We start from the raw sequence: 17,608 nt of genomic DNA, 5'->3' as shown, positions 1-17,608 counted from the left end.
TCCGTAAAGGCTAGGCATCCCACACCAACACCCCCGGGGGCAGCCAGACCCAGAACACGCTGCCCCCGCCGGGACGATCCGTCACCCATATCCGGCCGCCGTAGCGGGTCGCCACGCCTTTGCAGATGGACAGGCCAAGCCCGGTGCCCCGGGGTTTGTCGCGCGGATCGCCGCTACGGTCTTTTTGGTGGAATTTTTCGAAAATCCGCTCCCTGTCCGCCTCGGGCACTCCCGGCCCCTGGTCCGAGACGAAAAACCCCACCCCGCCCTCCGGCATGATCCGCGCCCCGAGCACGATCTCCCCGGCCCGGGAAAACTTGACGGCGTTGGACAGCAGGTTGCCCAGGACCTGAAGCAGGCGCTCCCGGTCAGCCATGACCTGCGGCATGTCCCCGGGGACATCCAGACGCAAGGACAAGGCTGGATGTTCCTGAAGCCCCGGCTTGAGGGCCTTCGCCGCCTCCGTCGCCAGATCCGACGGCGACAGGGGGGCGTCGCGCCAGACCATGCGCCCGTCCTCGATGTAGGTCAGATCCAGCACGTCATCCACAAGCTGGGTCAGGCGCGCCGCCTCGACCCGGATGATCTCCATGTTTTCTACGGCCCGGCGGGCCTTTTTGAGGACATCCGCATCCTGCCCGGCCAGGGGGGCGAAGGTCTTGTGATAATCCCGGGCCACCAGGCGGGCGAAGCCCATGATGGAGGTCAGGGGCGTGCGCAGTTCGTGGGAAACCGAGGACAGGAAGGCGGATTTCATGCGGTCGAGTTCACAGAGCCGCTCATTGGCCGTGGCCAGCTCCCCGGCCTTTGCCGCCAAATCCCGGGTGCGCTCCTCCACCCGGGCCTCCAGTTCCCGGGAATAGTCGCGCATGAGTCGTTCGCGTTCGCGGTGGAAGTCGATGCGGGCCACCAGCTCCTCGGGGCTTAAGCGCAACTCTGCCAGCAGGCGGCCATAGGCCTCGGACAGCTCCTCGCGCTGCCTCGGGGTGAAGACTTGGCTGACAGGCAGCGCCTGGCTGGCCGCCGCCGCCCCCACGGCCCCGGCCAGTTCGGCCTCCACGGCCTGATGCAGGTTGGCCAGTTCCAGCACGCTCATGCGTCCCTGGTCGGCCAGGCCCAACGCGGCCGCCCGGCGGTTCACCATGGCCGCCGCCTCACCTTCCGGGAAATAGGCCTCCAGGAGTCCGGCCAGGACACGGCGCTTGTGGCCGAAATCGATGTTTTTTTCCAGGTGGCTGTCGAAGGTCGCGCTGTGGTCTTTCCCCGAGGCGGAAAAGATGTCGGCCGCCCGCCGGTCCTGGCCGTTTTGGCGAAAAAAGATGCTCCCGGCCGCAAACAGCCCGACATTGACCGCCAGGGACCAGAACACGGCATGGGTAACCCGGTCCATGTCCGCCAGACCGAACAGGGCCTCGGGACGCAGGCCGGGAATTCCGAAGAGGCCCTGCTCCAGGAGGCCCCCGGGCAGTCGCCCGGAACGGGCCAGGGCCGGCACGATCATGGTGTACAGCCAGGTCAGAAGTCCGCCCCCGAGTCCCAAAATCGCCCCCATCCTCCCCGCGTTGCGCCAGAAAAGCCCAAGGAGCAGGGCTGGCGCAAACTGCAGCACGGCGGCAAAGGAGACAATGCCCATGTCCGCCAGCATCAAGGCCTCGCCCACCCGGTTTTCGTACCAGCCAGCCAGAATGATGATCCCTGCGGCGGCCACGCGGCGGACCCCGAGGAGCCTACGGCGCAGAAAGTGCAGGGGAGACGCCATGTCGGCCAGGGGAAGCAGCAGATGGTTGACGGCCATGGTGGCCAGGGTCACCGAGCTCACCATGATCATCCCCGCTGCAGCGGAAAATCCGCCCAGAAAGACCAGAAGCGTCAGCCATGGCCTGTCGTGGAGCATGGGCAGGCGCAGGACGTAGGTGTCGGCCACCTCCCTTGGCAGTCCTGAGAGCAAACCCTGAACGGCGATGGGCAGAATAAAAAGGGTGCTGCAAAACAAATACAGGGGGAAAAACCAGGTGACCATGCGCACATGGCCCGCAGACGCGTTCTCCACCACCGCGACATGGAATTGGCGGGGCAAAAACAGGGCGGCCGAGGCCGACAGGATCAGAAAACTCGTCCAGCGCACATAGCCTTCGGCCCCCTCGGGAAGCGTCGGCGGCAGGCGACCGCTGGCCCCGGCCCTGGCGAAAAGGTCGGCAAAGCCGTCGTTGACGCCAAAGACCACGAAAAGCCCCACCCCCGTCAAGGCCATAAGCTTCACCGCCGATTCGGCAGCCACCACAGCCATCATCCCCGGGTGGCGTTCCGTGGGGTCCAGGCGGCGCAGGCCGAACAGGAGCGTAAAGAGGATCATGCACAGGACCACGGCCGCCCCCAGAAGGTCGCCGACCATGGTCAGCCCCGGCCCGGCCACGATGGAGAAGGCGGAGATCACGGAACGCAGTTGCAGGGCCAGATACGGAGCCACGCCCAAAAGCGCCAGGATGGCGGCCAGGGCGGCCACGACCGGGGATTTGCCGTACCGGGCGCTGATGAAGTCGGCGATGCTGGTGCTGTGCAGCCTGTTTTTAAGACGGATCATGCGCGGCAGGAGCACGGGCCAGAAAAAGGCGGCCAGGGTCGGCCCCAGATAGGTGGTGTAAATGAGGACTCCGGACGTCACGGCCATGCCCACGCTGCCGTAGAAGGTCCAGGAGGTGCAATAGACCCCGAGGGACAGGGAATAGACCAGGGGGCTTCGGGAGAGGGCCCGGGCCCGGGGGGACTTGTTCTCCACCCACAGGGCCAGGAGAAAAAGCAGCAGGACATAGCCGCCAAGGGCCAAAACCGTCGCCGTCGCGCCGAACATGCCGCCTAGCCCCCGTTGTTTCCGGTTGGCGCACGGGGCAAAAACGTCTCCGATTCAGCCGGGGGAGGCACGTTCTCCGTGTGATGGGCGTCTCGGGGCGCAACCTCCCGGGACACAAAAAAAAGCCCGCACAGGGCCAGCATCCACCCGCCCCCCAGACGCCAGAAGGCCTCGGGCAGCCCAGCGTCGGCCAGCAGGGAGAGCACGGGCCAGTTGAACACCGTCCAGGCCAGGCCAAACAGCAGGACGGACAAGGCGCGACGCGACCTGAAGGTTTTCATGCCATCTCCGGTTAAGGGGCCACGTCCGGTCCCGACCGCCGGAAGAAAAGACAAAAAAGGCGGGCTTGATACTCCTATACCCGTTTTTGCGCCGGATGCAACGGGGATCGTCTTCCACGGACTTGCCTTTTGTCTGCAACACGCTATACACGTCCACTTCGGCAGGCAGAACGCAACCCGGAATCCTGCCGCAAAAAGGCGCATACGGCTGCATCCATGAAGAACACGGCGCGAATACTGGTGGTGGACGACTCCAAGGTCATGCGCGGCATCATCCGCAAGATGCTGGCCGCATTATCCGGCGTAAGCGTTCTTGAGGCCCGGGACGGAAAAGACGCCTGGGATCTGCTGCAGACCGAAAAAGTGGACGTCATCGTCTCGGATTGGAACATGCCCCGCATGAAGGGCATCGATCTGCTGCGCCAGGTGCGGGCGGACGCGGCCATGTCGGCGACGCCCTTTGTCATGGTCACGGCCGAGGCCCAGGACGTCAACCACTCCGAGGCCGACGAGGCCCGGGTGTCCAGTTATCTGACCAAACCGTTCACTCCGCAGGCCCTGCACACCGTCCTGGCCCCCTTCCTCCCCGAGGGCTGCACCCCGCCCGCGTCCTGACGCCTTCGGCCCTCCGCCTTTCCATCCCCAGCGCGCCGTACGGCGCGCTCCATGAGCTTTCCGGGCGCACGTTTTCAAAGAATCAGGCGGGCCGCAACCGCCCCTGGCCAGGGAATCAAACCAGGTCCGATATTTGCAAATGATGACTTTCAGGGAACCAGAACTGAAAACCTTGCCTCCACAGGGAGATACGTGGGCCAAGACCTCCGGGTTCCGCTGTCGCAGACAGGGGATCTTCGCGTATGACGTTCCATACTACGGAACGGGCAACGCACGGATCACGGAGGCCACCGAATGGTCGCCCAGGCGGGACGTCACCCAGGTGGTCCGGGATATTTATGCCTGGATTGTCGCCCATGAGCGTGACTTGGCGTCCATTGGGGAGGTGTAGAATGCAGGGGGGACCGGTTTTCCAACTGCTCCATGCTGGGGGCCATCGCCATCTGCGAACGCCTGACGGGGAACCCCATGCAGTGGCAGTATGGCGAAAAAAAGCGTAACGGGGACCATATCTGGTGGAGCGCGACACCCGGACATTTCAAAAGCACTATCCGGACTGGAAGCAGGAATACGGCATTGAACGGATTTTCGCCGAAACCCATGACGGACCCAGGGCCCGGCTTCGCGTTTCGTGACGCATCCGTAAAGCCCGGGCGGCCGGTTCCCCCCGACAGGAACGAGAACGGCGCGTGACGGTGCTGGCTATGCCGGTGAGGCCCCCCCCGGCATAGCTCGTCCAGACAGGCAACGACGAGAATTCGCGCCGATAAAAGAGGTATTCCCCGTGCAGCACACCCACGACCCCCAGGCCGCCCCTCTCCCCGGCTGGTCCACGCCGGACCGGGACTTTCCCGGGGTACAGGCGCACCCCCCGGGCGAACTCAGCCGAGGCGCGGTGCTCGATGTGGGCCTCAAATGTCCCCATTCCTGCGCCTTCTGTTATTACAGCTACTACGACGGCGGGCCGGGACAGTTCACAGGGGTGCGCAAAGCGTCCATGCGCCCGACCTCCGAGTGTCTGGACATCGTGCGGGCCATTGCGGGCAACGGCCTGACGCATCTGGACATCACCGGAGGCGAGCCCACGGTGCATCCCGGATTGCCGCAGATCGTAGCCGAGGCTGCGGCCAAGGGCCTGGCCGTACGCTGCATCACCCTCGGGCAATACCTGATGCGCGTCCGTGAAGGCCACCGACTTTTGGACACGCTGCTTGAAAACGGGCTGACGGATATCCTCTTTTCCCTGCACGCCGCTGATGCGACCGCCTTTCAGGAGACCTGCGGCGGCTCGCTGGACGCCGTGCTCTCGGCCATGGACGCCCTTGATTCACGCGGATTCCAGTATGCGTGCAACACCGTGATCATGGAGCGCAACCGCCGCGACCTGCCGCGCATCGCGCGCCTGGCGGTCTCCCGGGGCGTCTACGCCATCAACTTCATCGCCTTCAACGCCTATCATGCCTGGCGCGGCCAGGAACAGGCCGCCGCCCTGGAGGCGCCCTACACCAAAATCCGTCCCTTCCTGGAAGAGGCCGTGGCCATCCTTGACGCTGGCGGCGTAGCCGTGAACATCCGCTATGTGCCGCTGTGCGCCTTCCCGGCCCTGGCCCGGCATGTGGTGGGGGTGCTGGGGGTGGCCTACGACCCCTTCGAATGGCGCAACCGGTGCCTGAACCACGACAAGCCTGCAGCCTATTGCGCCGAACCGCTGCCCATCCCCGATTCCGGGATACGCCCTGTCTATGCCTTCACCAGGCTGGAGGCCACATCCCTGGATGGCTCGGCCCTGTGCGGCATGCGGGGCGCACAGTTCAAACTTTTCCCGGCGCAGTGCGCGGGCTGCCCGGCCCGTGGCGCCTGCGACGGCGTGGACCCGGTCTATCTGTCCCGGCACGGGGCCGGGGAATTCGCTCCATTGCAGGAGGCCGTGCAGGGGCCGTTGCTGGCCTCTCGGCTCCGTTACGGCCCGCCCTTCCTGGTCAAAACCCGGCCCACCGCCGACATGCGCGGGGCCATGGCCGCCTGCTTGGCCAAAAGCAACTCGGAAGTCCGTTAAAACGTCTCTTGCGTAAAACGTCGCCCTCGGCAATCTCTACGGCGTGGAGCGCGAAGCTGAGAAACAAACACTTACGTCGGCGCGGATCACGGATCTTCGAGCCGATAACTCCAGACCGCTGCCGGATAAGCTCAAGGCGCTGCCCGATGCCTGGAGTAGCCCCCCCCAAGAGCCTGCTCGGCAAAGCCATCAGTTACGCTTTCAAGCAGTGGGACCGGCTGCTCGTGCCCGACTACGCCCGGATAACAATCTGGCCGAAAACCCCATCCGTCCATTTGCTGCAGGCCGAAAGAACTGGCTGTTCTCCGGCCATCCGCGAGGGGCACACGCCTCGGCCACCTTGTACTCCCTCATCGAGTCGGCCAAGGCCAACGACCTGGAGCCGTACCGCTATCTGCGCCACCTCTTCGAGCACTTGCCGACGGCCACCTCAGATGCCGAACGTAAGGCCCTCCTGCCGCAATATATTGACCTCGCTCCCTAATCATACCTGCCTGAGCTTCTGCCTCATCCATCTCCATGCCGCAAGAAGGGGTTGATTAGGCGCTTACAGAGCAACGGCATGGCCGAGGCGTTCGTGAAAACCTTCAAACGCGATTACGTGTACGTCCATGACCGCCCGGACGCTCAGACCGTCCTGAGCCAGCTTGCGGCCTGGTTCGAGGATTACAACGAAATCCACCCGCACAAAGGGCTGAGGATGATGTCACCCCGTGAGTTCATCCGGATGTGTGTCGCTGACGAGTCACTGCGGAGTGAGCCGACGACCCGCCGCCGAGAATGGGCCGTCAACGAGCCCGTCGTTGGCGGCGGTGCGTGGCCAACGGTCTTAAACTGGTGTCCAGTTTAGCGGGGGCAACGCCACTTTCTCCGTTGGAGAAATTATAGCAAAATTGGATGCAACTGCAATTTATTTATGGATAAGTTCTAAGAGGGCACGTCCGGATCTAAGTGTGTGGAGGAACCTCTCTCGTTTACCCGACTATTATCTGTCTTCCCTTTGACGTCATACCCGCTGCCGGTTTTGTCCAGCCGCCCGCCTCGCGCCAGGGCCAGCACGCGCCGCACACATCCGTCGATGTCCGCCTGGTCAACCAAGCGCAGTGTCAGGTGCGGGGATCGCGGGGTCTGGTACACGTCCAAGTCCGCCATCTGCGGCGTCTGCACGCAGGAGGCCGCGGCGTAAAGGCCCTTTGGGTCGCGCCTGCGGCGCTCCTCCTCCGGCACGTCGAGCCAGACTTCAAGGTAGCCCGGCTGGTTCTCCCGGTTCCAGTCATGCAGTTCGTGGAACAGGCTGATGGTGGCCACTACCACGGTGTGCCCCTGGCGCGCCAGAAGGCGCGCCAGGCGCGCATAGACATGGGCAATGCGCAGCCTGCTTTCGCAGTCGAAGCCGCCCTGCACGCTGGCTAGGGCCTCGCGCAGTTCGTCCCCGTCTAGTAGTATAGCCGTTCCGAGGTGCTTCAAGAGCTCCTTGGCCAGCGTCGTCTTGCCTGACCCGGAAAAACCTGTAATCCAAATGACTTGCCCAGCCGCCCCGTGTTCAATCATATCTAGGCCTTGCAGGCGATCCACGCTCGTGTGGTGTAGGGAATCGCAATCTCGGCCACGCCGAGGCCACGAAGATAGACGTCGATGGCCTGGATAATGGCCGGGAAGGCATCGCCCGCCTGGCGATGCAGAGTCCCGTGCGATCTCCAGGCTTCCACCACTTTGTCGACGTTTTGGCGATGTATGACAATTCCGCTCACCGTCTGCACGTCCTTGAACAGGCCGGAGGCGCTGATGACGGCGGCCTGGTCTTCGCGCCGGGAGCCGTAGTCGTATCCGGAGATGTGCTCCTTGATGATGGCCTCGATGTGATCCTGGATGGGTTCGTCCAGGTCGCGGTGGTTCCACATGCACGTGAACCATTTCCCCTGCTTCAGGAGGCGGTAAGTCTCCTTCATGGCCACGGCGCGGTCCATCACGTTGAAGGAGGAGCCGAAGGACACAAAGTCGAAGATACCGGTCAGCTGCCTGGTGTCCTCGCCTGTCGCGTCCACCCAAGAGACGTTGGCGAACTGCGTGGTACGCTTCTGGCCATTAGCCCTCATGGCGTCGTTGGGCTCCACCGCGATGACCTTCAAACCCTTCTTCGCCATGGGGATGGTCAGGTGGCCCGCGCCGGCTCCCACATCGCACGCCAGATCCCCGGCGCGCAGGCCGGCGATAGCGAACAGCTGTTCGAGGGCCTCGGGGGCATAGTCCGGACGCTCAACATAGGCATTTGCCAGCACCGTGTAGTCCCATTCCGTTTTCATGCATTCTCCATTCTTCCTGTGTGCCTGCGGAAAGATCCTTCATTCACAACCCCGCTCGCCGCCCCAGCGCCAGTCATGCGACCAACCTGGCTCGCGCAGCATGCCGCGGTAGCTCTCCAGATCCGCCTCGTTGTCGGTCTCACACCACTTTCCCGCCACGGGAACCGCCCCGACCGTCTGGCCGTCGGTAAGCAGCCGACGCAGGAAGGCGGTCATGTCCGTTTGGGCCACGTCCGCACCGAGCGTCGCGCAGGTGGCGGCCAGCGTCTGCCAGCCCTTGGCGGACACCTTGGTCAGCCCCATATATTGCCCGCAGATTTCGCCCAGCGACGTGGGCTTGCCACCGATCTCGCGCAATAGCCCGTTTTCCTGCCGGAAGGTCTCGGCGTCCAGCAAAGGATCGCCGAAGCGCAGCCGCCACAGCGGCTCCCACAACGTGTCGTAGGTGATGGCGATGTCCTGTGGACAGGCGGCCAAGGCCGCCACATGGTCCGCATGGTAGACGATGTCCGAATAGGAAATGACTGCCTGGCCCACGCCGGAGGCGAATTGCGTCTCAAGCCAGGGGGCCGCGCACAAGAGGGTCGAGAGCATGTTGGTCTCGGCCCAGGCCGGATTCTCAGCCATCTCGTACGCCCCGGGCACCATGCCCTGGGCCTCGGGCTGCAGCATATCGCCCCGATACCCCCGCAGCAAGAGCAAGGCCTCGGCGCCGCCCGCCCTCAGCGCGTCCATCTGCCAGTGCAACAGCGGCCTGCCGGCCAGCTCCGTGAGGCATTTGGGCCGGTCGCCCGTCAGTGCCTTCATACGCGAGCCCCGGCCCGCGGCCAAGATCACTGCGACGATTCCGATCATTGCAACTCCTCGGCGAACAATTCCTGTAGCAGGGCGAGATCGTGGACGGCCGGTGCGGGTTCGCGCTCCGGGTGCCACATGACCCCGACCGCGCGCCCGTTCGTGAGGTGGAAGGCTTCCACCGTGTCGTCCGGTGCCCATACACTGCCCGCAAGCCCCTCGCCAAGTCCGTCTCCGGTGATGGTCAGGTTGTGGAACGAATTGACCTCGGCCAGGGCGCTTTTCCCCGCGGAGAGCACCGCATGGCGTACTGCCACGTGGGTGCGATCCACAGTCCTGGCCAGGGTTCCGCCGCAGAGCAGATTGATGGCCTGCGCCCCACGGCACACCCCGAGAACCGGTACACCCTTGGCGAGCGCCCAGCGGAACAGGGCCTCTTCCGTGGCGTCGCGCACGGGATGAACTCCCCAATCGTCGCCGCCCGTGAGGATGAGGGCGTTGGTGCCAAGGGCCTCCAGCATAGCCACGGCCTCGGCGCCGACGTTTGGGACGGCGCACCACGCCGCACCCGGCAGGGCGGAGGCCAAGAACGTGCTCCAGTCCTGGGCCAAGCAATCGCGCCACTCTGGATAGTTCGGCGCCTGTGTGACGCGCATGGTGAGAGCAAGGCGGAGGTTCATGTGACCGTGACCTCAGAGGGGCTGCAGCACGCAGGTGCCAGAATTGAGCAGCGCCGAGCTGGCTCGAGTGACGGTTTCAAAAAGCAGCTCGCCGATGCCGATTGCGGCGGGCAGCCCGAATTCGGCGCAACGGATCGCCATGTGTGAGTTAGTGCCGCCGAACATGGTGATCAGCCCGGCGATACCGCGTGAGAAGATCCAGTCGAAGCCGGGGTCTGCGTTCTCAATGCAGACGATGCACCCGACGATATCCACGGAGCAATGGGTATCTGGGTACAGGCGCACTAGCGGCGCCTCCACCTTGCCCTCGCCGATGAAGTTTGGCGCGCTACGGTGCTGCGGGACGATGAAAACGTCGCGGGGGGAACGGATGATGTAGCCAAGCTTGATGCTGCGGCCGAGGTTGAACAGGTCTCTGCCTTGGGTTACCAGTTCATTGAAATGGACCGAGGCGTTGCGCAGCAGCGCGTGAGAGGCCCATTCCATGACATCACGCACGTCGAGGAAGGAGAGCTCTTCGCGGCTCAGGCCGATGCCCTCGCCCCACAGGGCCAGCAGCTCAAGCATGTCCGAAAGGTTTCGGGTGAAGATGAACTTGGCCAGTTCGCGGCCGGCGATGCTCCTACGCGCGTATTCTAGCAAGCCCTCGGGTGCGATTGCGTCCAGTCGTGCCTCTTGCAGCAGAGCCTCCAATCCGGCGCGCTCCTCGGTGGAGAGGGTGAAGGAGGCCGCCGTTTCGGCTATGGGCGCTACGTCCGAATCGATGAACAGCCCCTCACGATCGGCGTAGCGGGGCGAGAGGATGTCGTAGCTGCTGGGCCGCAGGTGCCCGTAGCACGCGAGGAAATTCTGCCTGTCCATGCCTCCGCGGCACACGGACATGAGATCGCAGGACATCTCGCCGGAAATAGTGCACACCGAGGTCTTGAACATGGCCACGCGCTCCGGGGCGATGGCCCCGCGCGCCACCGCCGTGCGCAGCAGCGACTCGGCGATGAACGCGTGTCGCGCCAGCACGGAGAACGGCAGCGTGCCGAACAGGCGGCATTCCTCCGCCAGCAGCACCAGCTGCGGCAGGGGCTTGGCCTCGCGCGGCAGGCCGTGCGCCGGGATGGGCGCGCGGGCAGCCTGGCGGTTGCGCAGCTCGGTCACGGCGTCGTAGGCCCAGGGCAAGGTAGAGGAAGGCCCGAGATCCAGGCAACCCAGGGTCAGGGTGTGCAGGGCGCTACGGAATGTCTCCCGCCTGGAGTTGGTTAAAAGGCCAGGATACCACTCCGCGAGGTTCTGGTCAAAGCAGAAGTCCAGCGCGGTTTGGGCCACCTGGAACTCCACCTTGTCGTGCAGCTGCGGATGGCTGTCCAGTCGGTCCAACCAGGCGTTAATCAAAGCTTCGCTGGTGATGGTGTCGAGCCCGACGGGCAAAAAGGAATTGAAGCTCACGCGCACGTCGATGAAGGGCCGACCGGCCACCATGAGCATGAGCTCCTCGGGCGGCATGGTCCGGTAGCCCATGAGCTCCCGGGCCTGGCTCCAGACGCGCCGAGTGATGAGCTCCCGGTACAGCGAGCTGGCCAGCAGCCGGGGGGTGACGCCGATCATCTCCGCCGGGTTCCAGTCGGGCATGACGCCCAGGATGGTCCGTTTGCCGTAGAGTTCCGGCCAGTTCCCCATTCGCTCGGTGACGAAGCCCACCACGAAACCGATCTTGTCACGCACCTGCTCGTCCCCGCCAACGATCCAGCGGGCCTGAGTGCAGATCGGGCGCACCTGCAGTAGGTGCAGGATCCCGGCGGAGTCGAGGCAGAATTCCATGTCGAGGGCCTCTGACCCGCACAGGGATTCGACCCTGCGGGCCAGCGCGATGAAAGAGCAGAGCTTGCGGGAGTCGCAGTGGCTCTCCTGCGCGTCGCGGAAGACGAAGACGGTCTTGCTGGCGTTGCGGCCGCCGGTAATGGCGTCGGCCTGGCCGGACTCGTCGTAATTGATGACATAGTAAGGGGAGCCATCCGTATGTACGCGGGTCATGATGACGCCGCTGGCGACGATACCGCGCACCATGGACTGCACGAGGACCTGGTCGTCCGACCGATCCTCCCCGTAGGAGGCGATGACGGTCTCCACGGCATCGCGGAACGCGGTTCTGTCCCCGGCCAGGACATGCAGGACCGAGGTGAAAGCACCCGCCCCGGAACTTTCCTTCTGGTCCTCCGCCCTGCTGGAGCTGCGCACGGCCAACTCGCTTTCGCCGACCAGCGGCGGCAAGGACGCCATTATGGCTTCGGGGTCGGCCCGCCACTGCGCGACGGTGAAGACCCACAGAGGCGGAATGTTCAGGTCCGCATGGCGCGACAGGGTCGCAAGCGTGTCCGCTTTGGATGTGAAGAGGAAAGGAGTGCCTGTCATTCAAATCGTTCCCCGGGAGCAGCCCGCGTTCAGGGGTGCGTCGGCCAACAGAAGCATGGTCCGCGCTAAACCATGCCTGCGCCCCCGCCTGCCACAAGAATACGAAATTCGGCCAGTTGCCACAACCGATTCGCCGGAGCGCGGCATTGCCAACAGGCGCTAAGTAGCAAGAATCGCGCCTCGGGAAAAGCCGGATGGCCGCGAACCCCGCCTCACAAGTCCTGAACCAGCGAGGTCACCGCAGCCTTAAGGGCCACAACGAATTCGTCCTGTCCCGAATATACCAGATCCACTTTAGTGGCCATGGTGCCCAAGGTCCCTTCGTGGTGCGAGTCCGAGTTGAACAGCGCAGGTACGCGGAATTCTGAGCAAAGCTTCAGGGCGTCGGCGTACCACAGGGGAACCTTCCTGCCGGCGACCACGAGATGCCCCTTTTCGCAGCAATAGGGTGAGTTGCACTCGATGCCATTCACAAACCGCAAAAGCGCGTCGAGCTCCGCCGTTCTCTCCGGAGTATGGTAGAAGGGGTGGGCGACGAAGCAGAACGAGGGGCGCGCGCAGGCGTCCAGCCGGGCCTTCAGTTGGGCGGGCGTCAGCGGCGGTCCCGCGTCGAGCTTGAAATCCTCGCCAATGACTACGGCGTGGTAGCTGTCAACCAAGGACACCTCCACGCCGCGCAGGATTGCCAGCCGCTCATAGCGAGCGCGCAGCTGGTCGATCTCGGCGTGGGACCACACATGGTCGTGGTCCGTCAAAGCGATGACGGAAATGCCCAGATCGAGGGCCCGCTCGCAGGCTCTGTGGGGCTTAAGGACCGAGTCGGGCGAGTGCGCGCTCGTGTGCAGATGCAGGTCGATAAGCACGGTGACACCTCCATGCGGTGCGTTGGGGCTTGGCGACGTCCAGATCCCTACCAGCCGTCGCCGACCTCATAGCCGAGAATATTGAGCGTGTCGTCGGCCAGGGCCTTAAAGTGATTTTTCAGGCGCTCGGTCATGTGGTTGCGCCAGTCGCCCACCGTCCCCTTGCGACAGCCGTTGACCCAGGTGTTGGCATTGTTCTCCCTGCCCCGCACGAGCTGCCCGAGGGTCTGGCGCTTGAAGGAGCTGAGCGCGATGGCGTCGTCCAGGTCGTCGTCGCTCAGGGGACGGAACCGCGCGGGAAGCCAGTGCAGCCACTCCAAGGCGTCGAGATAGGCCTTCCTGGGGTCGTCGTGGATGTCCTCAAAGCGGATGAACCGAGCGTTGGGCTGCGACGCGGCGTAGCGGTAGGAGTCGAGCAGGACACCGAACGGGGGCACGGGGAAGGACTTGGTGGGCGTGGGCACGTGCATCGTCCCCTTGAGCAGCCTGAGCCCCACAGCCTCGTAGGTCATCCCCGGGTTGTCCTCGAGGAACTTGAAGATACTGCTATTCAGGATGTCGCGGGGATCGCGCAGCAGGACAAGGATCTTCAACCAGGGAAGATCCTTGAGGCATTCCAGCCGGTGCGCCAGATGCACCGTGAGGTAGTCGAAGGGCATAAGCGAGAGGCAGGCCCCCTTAAGGCACTGGTCGCGCAGGGACATGGGCGGCAGACGCCGTTTCTTCCTCCACCAGTGGTCGAGCAGTACGGGGTTGTCGCGGCCCTCGTTGTGGTGGATGTGGTTGCGTTTAAGGTGCGCCGCTAGGCTGGCGAAGGTCGGCTGCATCCTTCGCGTGCCGGCGAATTCCGGCATGTAAACCACCACGGGCGCGAAATCCAGGAACGCTTCCGCAGGCCACTCCCCCTTATCCAGAAACGGGAAAATCACGTCGGCCTTGGTTTGGGAGACGACGCACAGGTCGTTGAAGGCGTCTGTGTACCTGTCCGGACTGCAGGCCACCACGGCGTGCGAGTACTCGTCCGTGTAGCCCCCCAGGTGCAGGGTGTTGCGCTGCACCGGGTTCAGGTCGTGCCGGAACACGGCGGGGTCCGCGAAGAGCTCGAAGGTAGCGCCCTTCTCCTTGATCACCCGAATGAACTCGTGACCCGAACCGTACATGGAGACCACGGCCATGCGTTTTCTCGGCTGCCTGAGACCAAGCAGCCGCTCCGCGAGCCCGGCAGCCACCTTGGGACCGGGGCAGAACAGGAGGTACTCCAGCAGCTTCTCCACCGTGACAATTCTGTGCTCCGCGAACCCCTTGGCCACCATGAGCCGCCGGATGTCGTCCTGGTAGGCCGGGCTGCTGATGACCACATAGTCCAGTTCCTTCGGCGAGATGTCGTCGTAGGATCTGGTCGACTCGGACGGGGATCTGTCGAAAAACACCAGGTTGTCGTCGGCGGAGTACAGCTGCGCCACCTCCCTGGAGAATTTGCCGAAGGGTGCCATGCCGACCTTGGCGCTGGCGTGGAGCTTGCGCCACTCGGCGAAGATGTTGGCGTAGTCCTGCGCCACGAGGCCATGGATGAAGAACATTTCCGCGTCGGCGTCGAAGGCAGCCCGGACGCGCGCCACGAACTGCGCGTCCAGCGCCGGAAAGTCCGACCAGTCCAGTTTTAGGCCCAGCCCAACGACTTTGGGCGTGTCATGTGGCAGCGTCATGCGAGGCTCCTTGTTCTCGTTGCCGGGCTTGGTCGTGGGCGCACGGACTACCAGTTGTCGTCGGTCTCGTACCCGAGTTCGATGAGCAAGTCCCCTGCCACCTCTTTGAACCTGTCCTTGATCTCGTCGTCCCAGCGACTCCGCCAGTCTCCGCGCACGCCCTTGCGGCAGCTTTGGCCCGCGGACGGCATCTGGTCCGGATGTCCGTCGCCGGGCTTGCGCTTGCCCAGGGTCTGGTACTCAAACGTGCCAAGGTAGATGGCCTTCTCCAGCTGCTCGTCGGACAGGGCCGAAAAGGGGTCGGGATTCCAGGCGAGCCATTTCAGGCCGTCCAGGTAGGCCGACTTGGGCACGGCGCGGATGTCCTCGTAGCGAATGAACCGCATGTTCTCCGAGCGGCTTGCGGTCCTGTAGTTGCTGAGCAGCTGCAGGAATGCGCCGGTCTGCCATGCGCACATGGGGGGATTATCCGCATCAGGCTCCTGCAGTGCGTCAAGGGCTAGCTGCTTGTAGCTCTCAGGGCAATAGTTCTTGAGCAGCCAGAAGTTCCTGCTGTTGAGCATGTCGCGCGGGTCCCGCAGAAGCACCAGCACCCTGATCCAGTTAAGCGCGGCCACGGCGGAGAGGTCGAACAGGAAGTGCACTCGCGTGAACTCGTAATGGTACAGCGCCATGCAGTGCCCCACCAGGTATTCGGAACGAGCACGAGGGGGCAACTGGCCGTTGCGGTTGGCAAAAGCGTGCTGCAGAACCGGGTTATGGATAGGCTCGCGAAAGTGGATGTTGATCCTATTCAGGGTCTGCGCAAGCGCGTTGAAGGTCGGCTCGAACCGGTGGACGCCCGCGAACTCGGGTAGATAGAGCAGGGCAGGGGTACCGTCCGAACAGCTCACGGAGGGGACCGAGGAGACCCTGTGGTAGGGTAGGATGATGTCCGAGCCAGTCTTGGTAAGTAGGTACAGATCCCGGTACGCCTCGCGGTAAAAATGCGGCTGGGAACAGACCAGGATATCGTCGGGCTGCTCGGCCATCTTGGGCAGATTCACAGGGTGGACGGGACGTTGCAGAAGCGGATCGATGTTCACCGGATCAATGAAGAGGTCGAATTTGACGCTGTGGGAAGCCAAGTTGCGGACCATCTCGTGACTGCTGCAATGGTGCGTATACGCCGCAACCCTCCGCCCCCGGGCCTGGAGTCTCCGCACGTGCCCGGCGATGGCGCGCAGGCTCGCGTCTGCCTGAACGAAAAACTCGCTTTCGAACATCGACAGGCAGGTGATGATCTTGTGGTCCGGAACGCCCTCGGACAGCAGGTGGAGCCGCAGCTCATTCTGGTACGTGACGCTGGTGATGACGATGGCGTCGTATTGGGAGAAGTCCACGTCGCGATACGACTTGGCCGGCCCGCACGCCGCCCTGTCATAGAAATCCACGCTGGAGCCGGTGGAAGCCAACTTGTGGTACTCCCGCGCGAACAGCCCGAAGGGGACCGCCGCGACCTTCGCGCCGGGACGCTGCGCAAGCCAGAAGGAGAATATGGTGACGAAGTCCTCCGGCATCATTCGCTGCAAGTTGCCGCCGCACCGCTTCAAAACAGAGCCCAGAACGAATGCCGACCCAGTCTCCAAATCGCCTGCTCCGTATTCCAGCCCCAGTCCAATCACATGTGGCACTGTCCCCCTCCGCTCGTTTCGCCCCAAGGGGCGCTCATGCCTTCTCGTCGGGAACCGCAGTGCCAACGTGGCCGACATGGATGCCGACCTCGGCGCATTCCTCACTCAGCCAGCGGACGGCGTCTGCTTCCTCGCAAGTGCACTTCTTGTAGAAATCGCGGGACACCAAGACGTTATGCACGCCGGTTTCGACACACTTGTCTACGAACGCCCGCATCTCGGCCTCGGAGAGGTTCTTCGGCGTAACGATGTACTTGACGATGACACGGTTGGCGTTGTCCTTTAGGTAGCGTGCTATGTTGGCCCAGATGGACTTAAACCTGTCGCGGCCGCGGATGGCCTTGAAGGTCTTGGCGGTTCCGGCGTCGACGCTCACAACGATCTCCATCTTGTTCCTCCGGAGCGCAGACGCGATGTGTTCGGAATACAGGGTCGCATTGGTATAGACCCGGCCTTCGCTGTCGCGGGGCAGGAGCCGCTCCATCAGATGGCCGAAGTCGGGATTCAGGGTCGGCTCGCCATTGCCTCCCCAGCAGTAGTTGAACTTCGGCTCCAGGTAGTCGTTGTCGAGGATGTGCTCGACGATGGCGCGCGCATTGTACAGGCACGCCTTAAACTCGTGCTTGACAATGCAATATGAACAATTCATATTGCACTTCACGCTGTAGTCTATATTTAGCCAGTCATATTTCTTCGTGGTCGGCTTGCCGGAATTCCACTGCAGGTCTGGGCAGGAGGCGCAAAACTTGTTCGACCCGTCGGCGATGCCGGCGATGATGTGCTTCCGAATGGCATCGAGCCTCTCTAACGACTCCTCCGGGCCCTTGGTTACCTCAACAAGATCCGGCATCCAGCAGCACAGCGACAGGCCGGTTGGCCGGAAGTACACGCCCATGAGCAGCGGGCACCAGCATTTCTTGCCCTTTGTGCTTTTAACCTTCCTACGGGTCGCCTCAAGCAGTATCTTATGCTGGTTCAGATATTTCACCACGCTTCCGGGCGGCAGCTCCGCAAGGGGGAAGACCTCCTGCTTCTCGATGAACAACCATACGCGGTCGAGATCCGCGGATTCCAGATCACTGGCGATGACCCGGTGATACACCGAGGCGATGACGATGAGGGGCTTTGACTTGGCCAGCTCCGAGTCCCAGTATTCATCGACCTTGTAGACAGGCAGCCCGCAAAATTCACCCGACTTGAATGTGTCGAGAAAGGCCTGCACGGTGACGTGCTTGGAACGCCGCGCGCTACGCAGCACGTGGCCACCACGCCCGCCGGCTCCGTATATGACGATCTGCGCGCCTTGTGGAAGTTCCTTCACGGACTGAATGAATTTTCTCTCCATGCCAACCTCGATTTGTAGGGAGGTCAAGTGTCGTGCAGGG

14 protein-coding genes and 1 pseudogene are annotated in these 17,608 nt (G+C 63.4%); 4 read left to right on the top strand and 11 right to left on the bottom strand.

Annotated elements, in window-relative coordinates; translation table 11 throughout:
* Positions 1–10: 10 nt before the first annotated feature.
* Together GD606_RS13530 and GD606_RS13525 are read right to left on the bottom strand one after the other, a co-directional pair.
* Positions 11–2,848 carry an ATP-binding protein gene (locus tag GD606_RS13530; protein ID WP_163301188.1) on the bottom strand — a complete coding sequence of 946 codons (2,838 nt, stop codon included), beginning with the start codon at positions 2,846–2,848 and terminating at the stop codon, positions 11–13.
* A gap of 5 nt (positions 2,849–2,853) precedes the next feature.
* Positions 2,854–3,129, bottom strand: coding sequence for a hypothetical protein (locus GD606_RS13525; protein WP_163301187.1), 276 nt, complete (start codon positions 3,127–3,129; stop codon positions 2,854–2,856).
* Positions 3,130–3,345: 216 nt separating this feature from the next.
* Between GD606_RS13525 and GD606_RS13520 the strand changes: the two genes are divergently transcribed.
* The 4 genes and pseudogenes from GD606_RS13520 to GD606_RS13505 all read left to right on the top strand — a co-directional run.
* A complete protein-coding gene (locus GD606_RS13520) occupies positions 3,346–3,744 on the top strand; it encodes a response regulator (RefSeq protein ID WP_163301186.1) in 399 nt (132 codons plus the stop codon).
* A gap of 784 nt (positions 3,745–4,528) precedes the next feature.
* Entirely contained in the window at positions 4,529–5,800 is a 1,272-nt protein-coding gene (locus GD606_RS13515; protein WP_163301185.1) for a radical SAM protein, read from the top strand.
* Between the two features lie 43 nt (positions 5,801–5,843).
* Complete coding sequence (locus GD606_RS13510) at positions 5,844–6,284, top strand: transposase domain-containing protein (RefSeq protein ID WP_163301184.1); 441 nt, start codon at positions 5,844–5,846, stop codon at positions 6,282–6,284.
* A gap of 54 nt (positions 6,285–6,338) precedes the next feature.
* A pseudogene (locus GD606_RS13505) lies at positions 6,339–6,524 on the top strand (integrase core domain-containing protein); the annotation flags it as partial.
* Between the two features lie 203 nt (positions 6,525–6,727).
* On the opposite strand, the gene GD606_RS13500 reads toward GD606_RS13505, so the two are convergent.
* The 9 genes from GD606_RS13500 to GD606_RS13460 all read right to left on the bottom strand — a co-directional run bounded on the left by GD606_RS13500 (position 6,728) and on the right by GD606_RS13460 (position 17,568).
* The gene (locus GD606_RS13500) at positions 6,728–7,351 is read right to left on the bottom strand and encodes an adenylyl-sulfate kinase (RefSeq protein ID WP_163301183.1); all 624 of its coding nucleotides are present in this window, start codon (positions 7,349–7,351) and stop codon (positions 6,728–6,730) included.
* Between the two features lie 2 nt (positions 7,352–7,353).
* Positions 7,354–8,103, bottom strand: coding sequence for a class I SAM-dependent methyltransferase (locus tag GD606_RS13495; protein WP_163301182.1), 750 nt, complete (start codon positions 8,101–8,103; stop codon positions 7,354–7,356).
* Between the two features lie 39 nt (positions 8,104–8,142).
* On the bottom strand, positions 8,143–8,958 hold the full coding sequence (locus GD606_RS13490; protein ID WP_163301181.1) for a phosphocholine cytidylyltransferase family protein: 816 nt from the start codon (positions 8,956–8,958) through the stop codon (positions 8,143–8,145).
* Positions 8,955–9,578, bottom strand: coding sequence for a gamma-glutamyl-gamma-aminobutyrate hydrolase family protein (locus tag GD606_RS13485; RefSeq protein ID WP_163301180.1), 624 nt, complete (start codon positions 9,576–9,578; stop codon positions 8,955–8,957). The genes GD606_RS13490 and GD606_RS13485 overlap by 4 nt, the downstream gene beginning before the upstream one ends.
* A 12-nt stretch (positions 9,579–9,590) precedes the next feature.
* The gene (locus tag GD606_RS13480; protein ID WP_163301179.1) at positions 9,591–11,981 is read right to left on the bottom strand and encodes a PEP-utilizing enzyme; all 2,391 of its coding nucleotides are present in this window, start codon (positions 11,979–11,981) and stop codon (positions 9,591–9,593) included.
* Between the two features lie 212 nt (positions 11,982–12,193).
* Complete coding sequence (locus GD606_RS13475) at positions 12,194–12,844, bottom strand: PHP domain-containing protein (protein ID WP_163301178.1); 651 nt, start codon at positions 12,842–12,844, stop codon at positions 12,194–12,196.
* A 47-nt stretch (positions 12,845–12,891) separates the two neighbouring features.
* Complete coding sequence (locus GD606_RS13470) at positions 12,892–14,550, bottom strand: sulfotransferase domain-containing protein (RefSeq protein WP_163301177.1); 1,659 nt, start codon at positions 14,548–14,550, stop codon at positions 12,892–12,894.
* Between the two features lie 47 nt (positions 14,551–14,597).
* Positions 14,598–16,223, bottom strand: coding sequence for a sulfotransferase domain-containing protein (locus GD606_RS13465; protein ID WP_163301176.1), 1,626 nt, complete (start codon positions 16,221–16,223; stop codon positions 14,598–14,600).
* A gap of 34 nt (positions 16,224–16,257) precedes the next feature.
* Positions 16,258–17,568: a radical SAM protein gene (locus GD606_RS13460; protein WP_163301175.1), complete on the bottom strand. Its 1,311-nt coding sequence runs from the start codon at positions 17,566–17,568 to the stop codon at positions 16,258–16,260.
* Positions 17,569–17,608 lie beyond the last annotated feature (40 nt).

Origin of the sequence: Desulfolutivibrio sulfodismutans DSM 3696, assembly GCF_013376455.1 — a bacterium.
Taxonomy (GTDB): Bacteria; Desulfobacterota; Desulfovibrionia; order Desulfovibrionales; family Desulfovibrionaceae; genus Desulfolutivibrio; species Desulfolutivibrio sulfodismutans.
The sequence above is the reverse complement of the archived record's forward strand: the minus strand, read 5'-3'. Positions and strand labels throughout refer to the sequence as shown.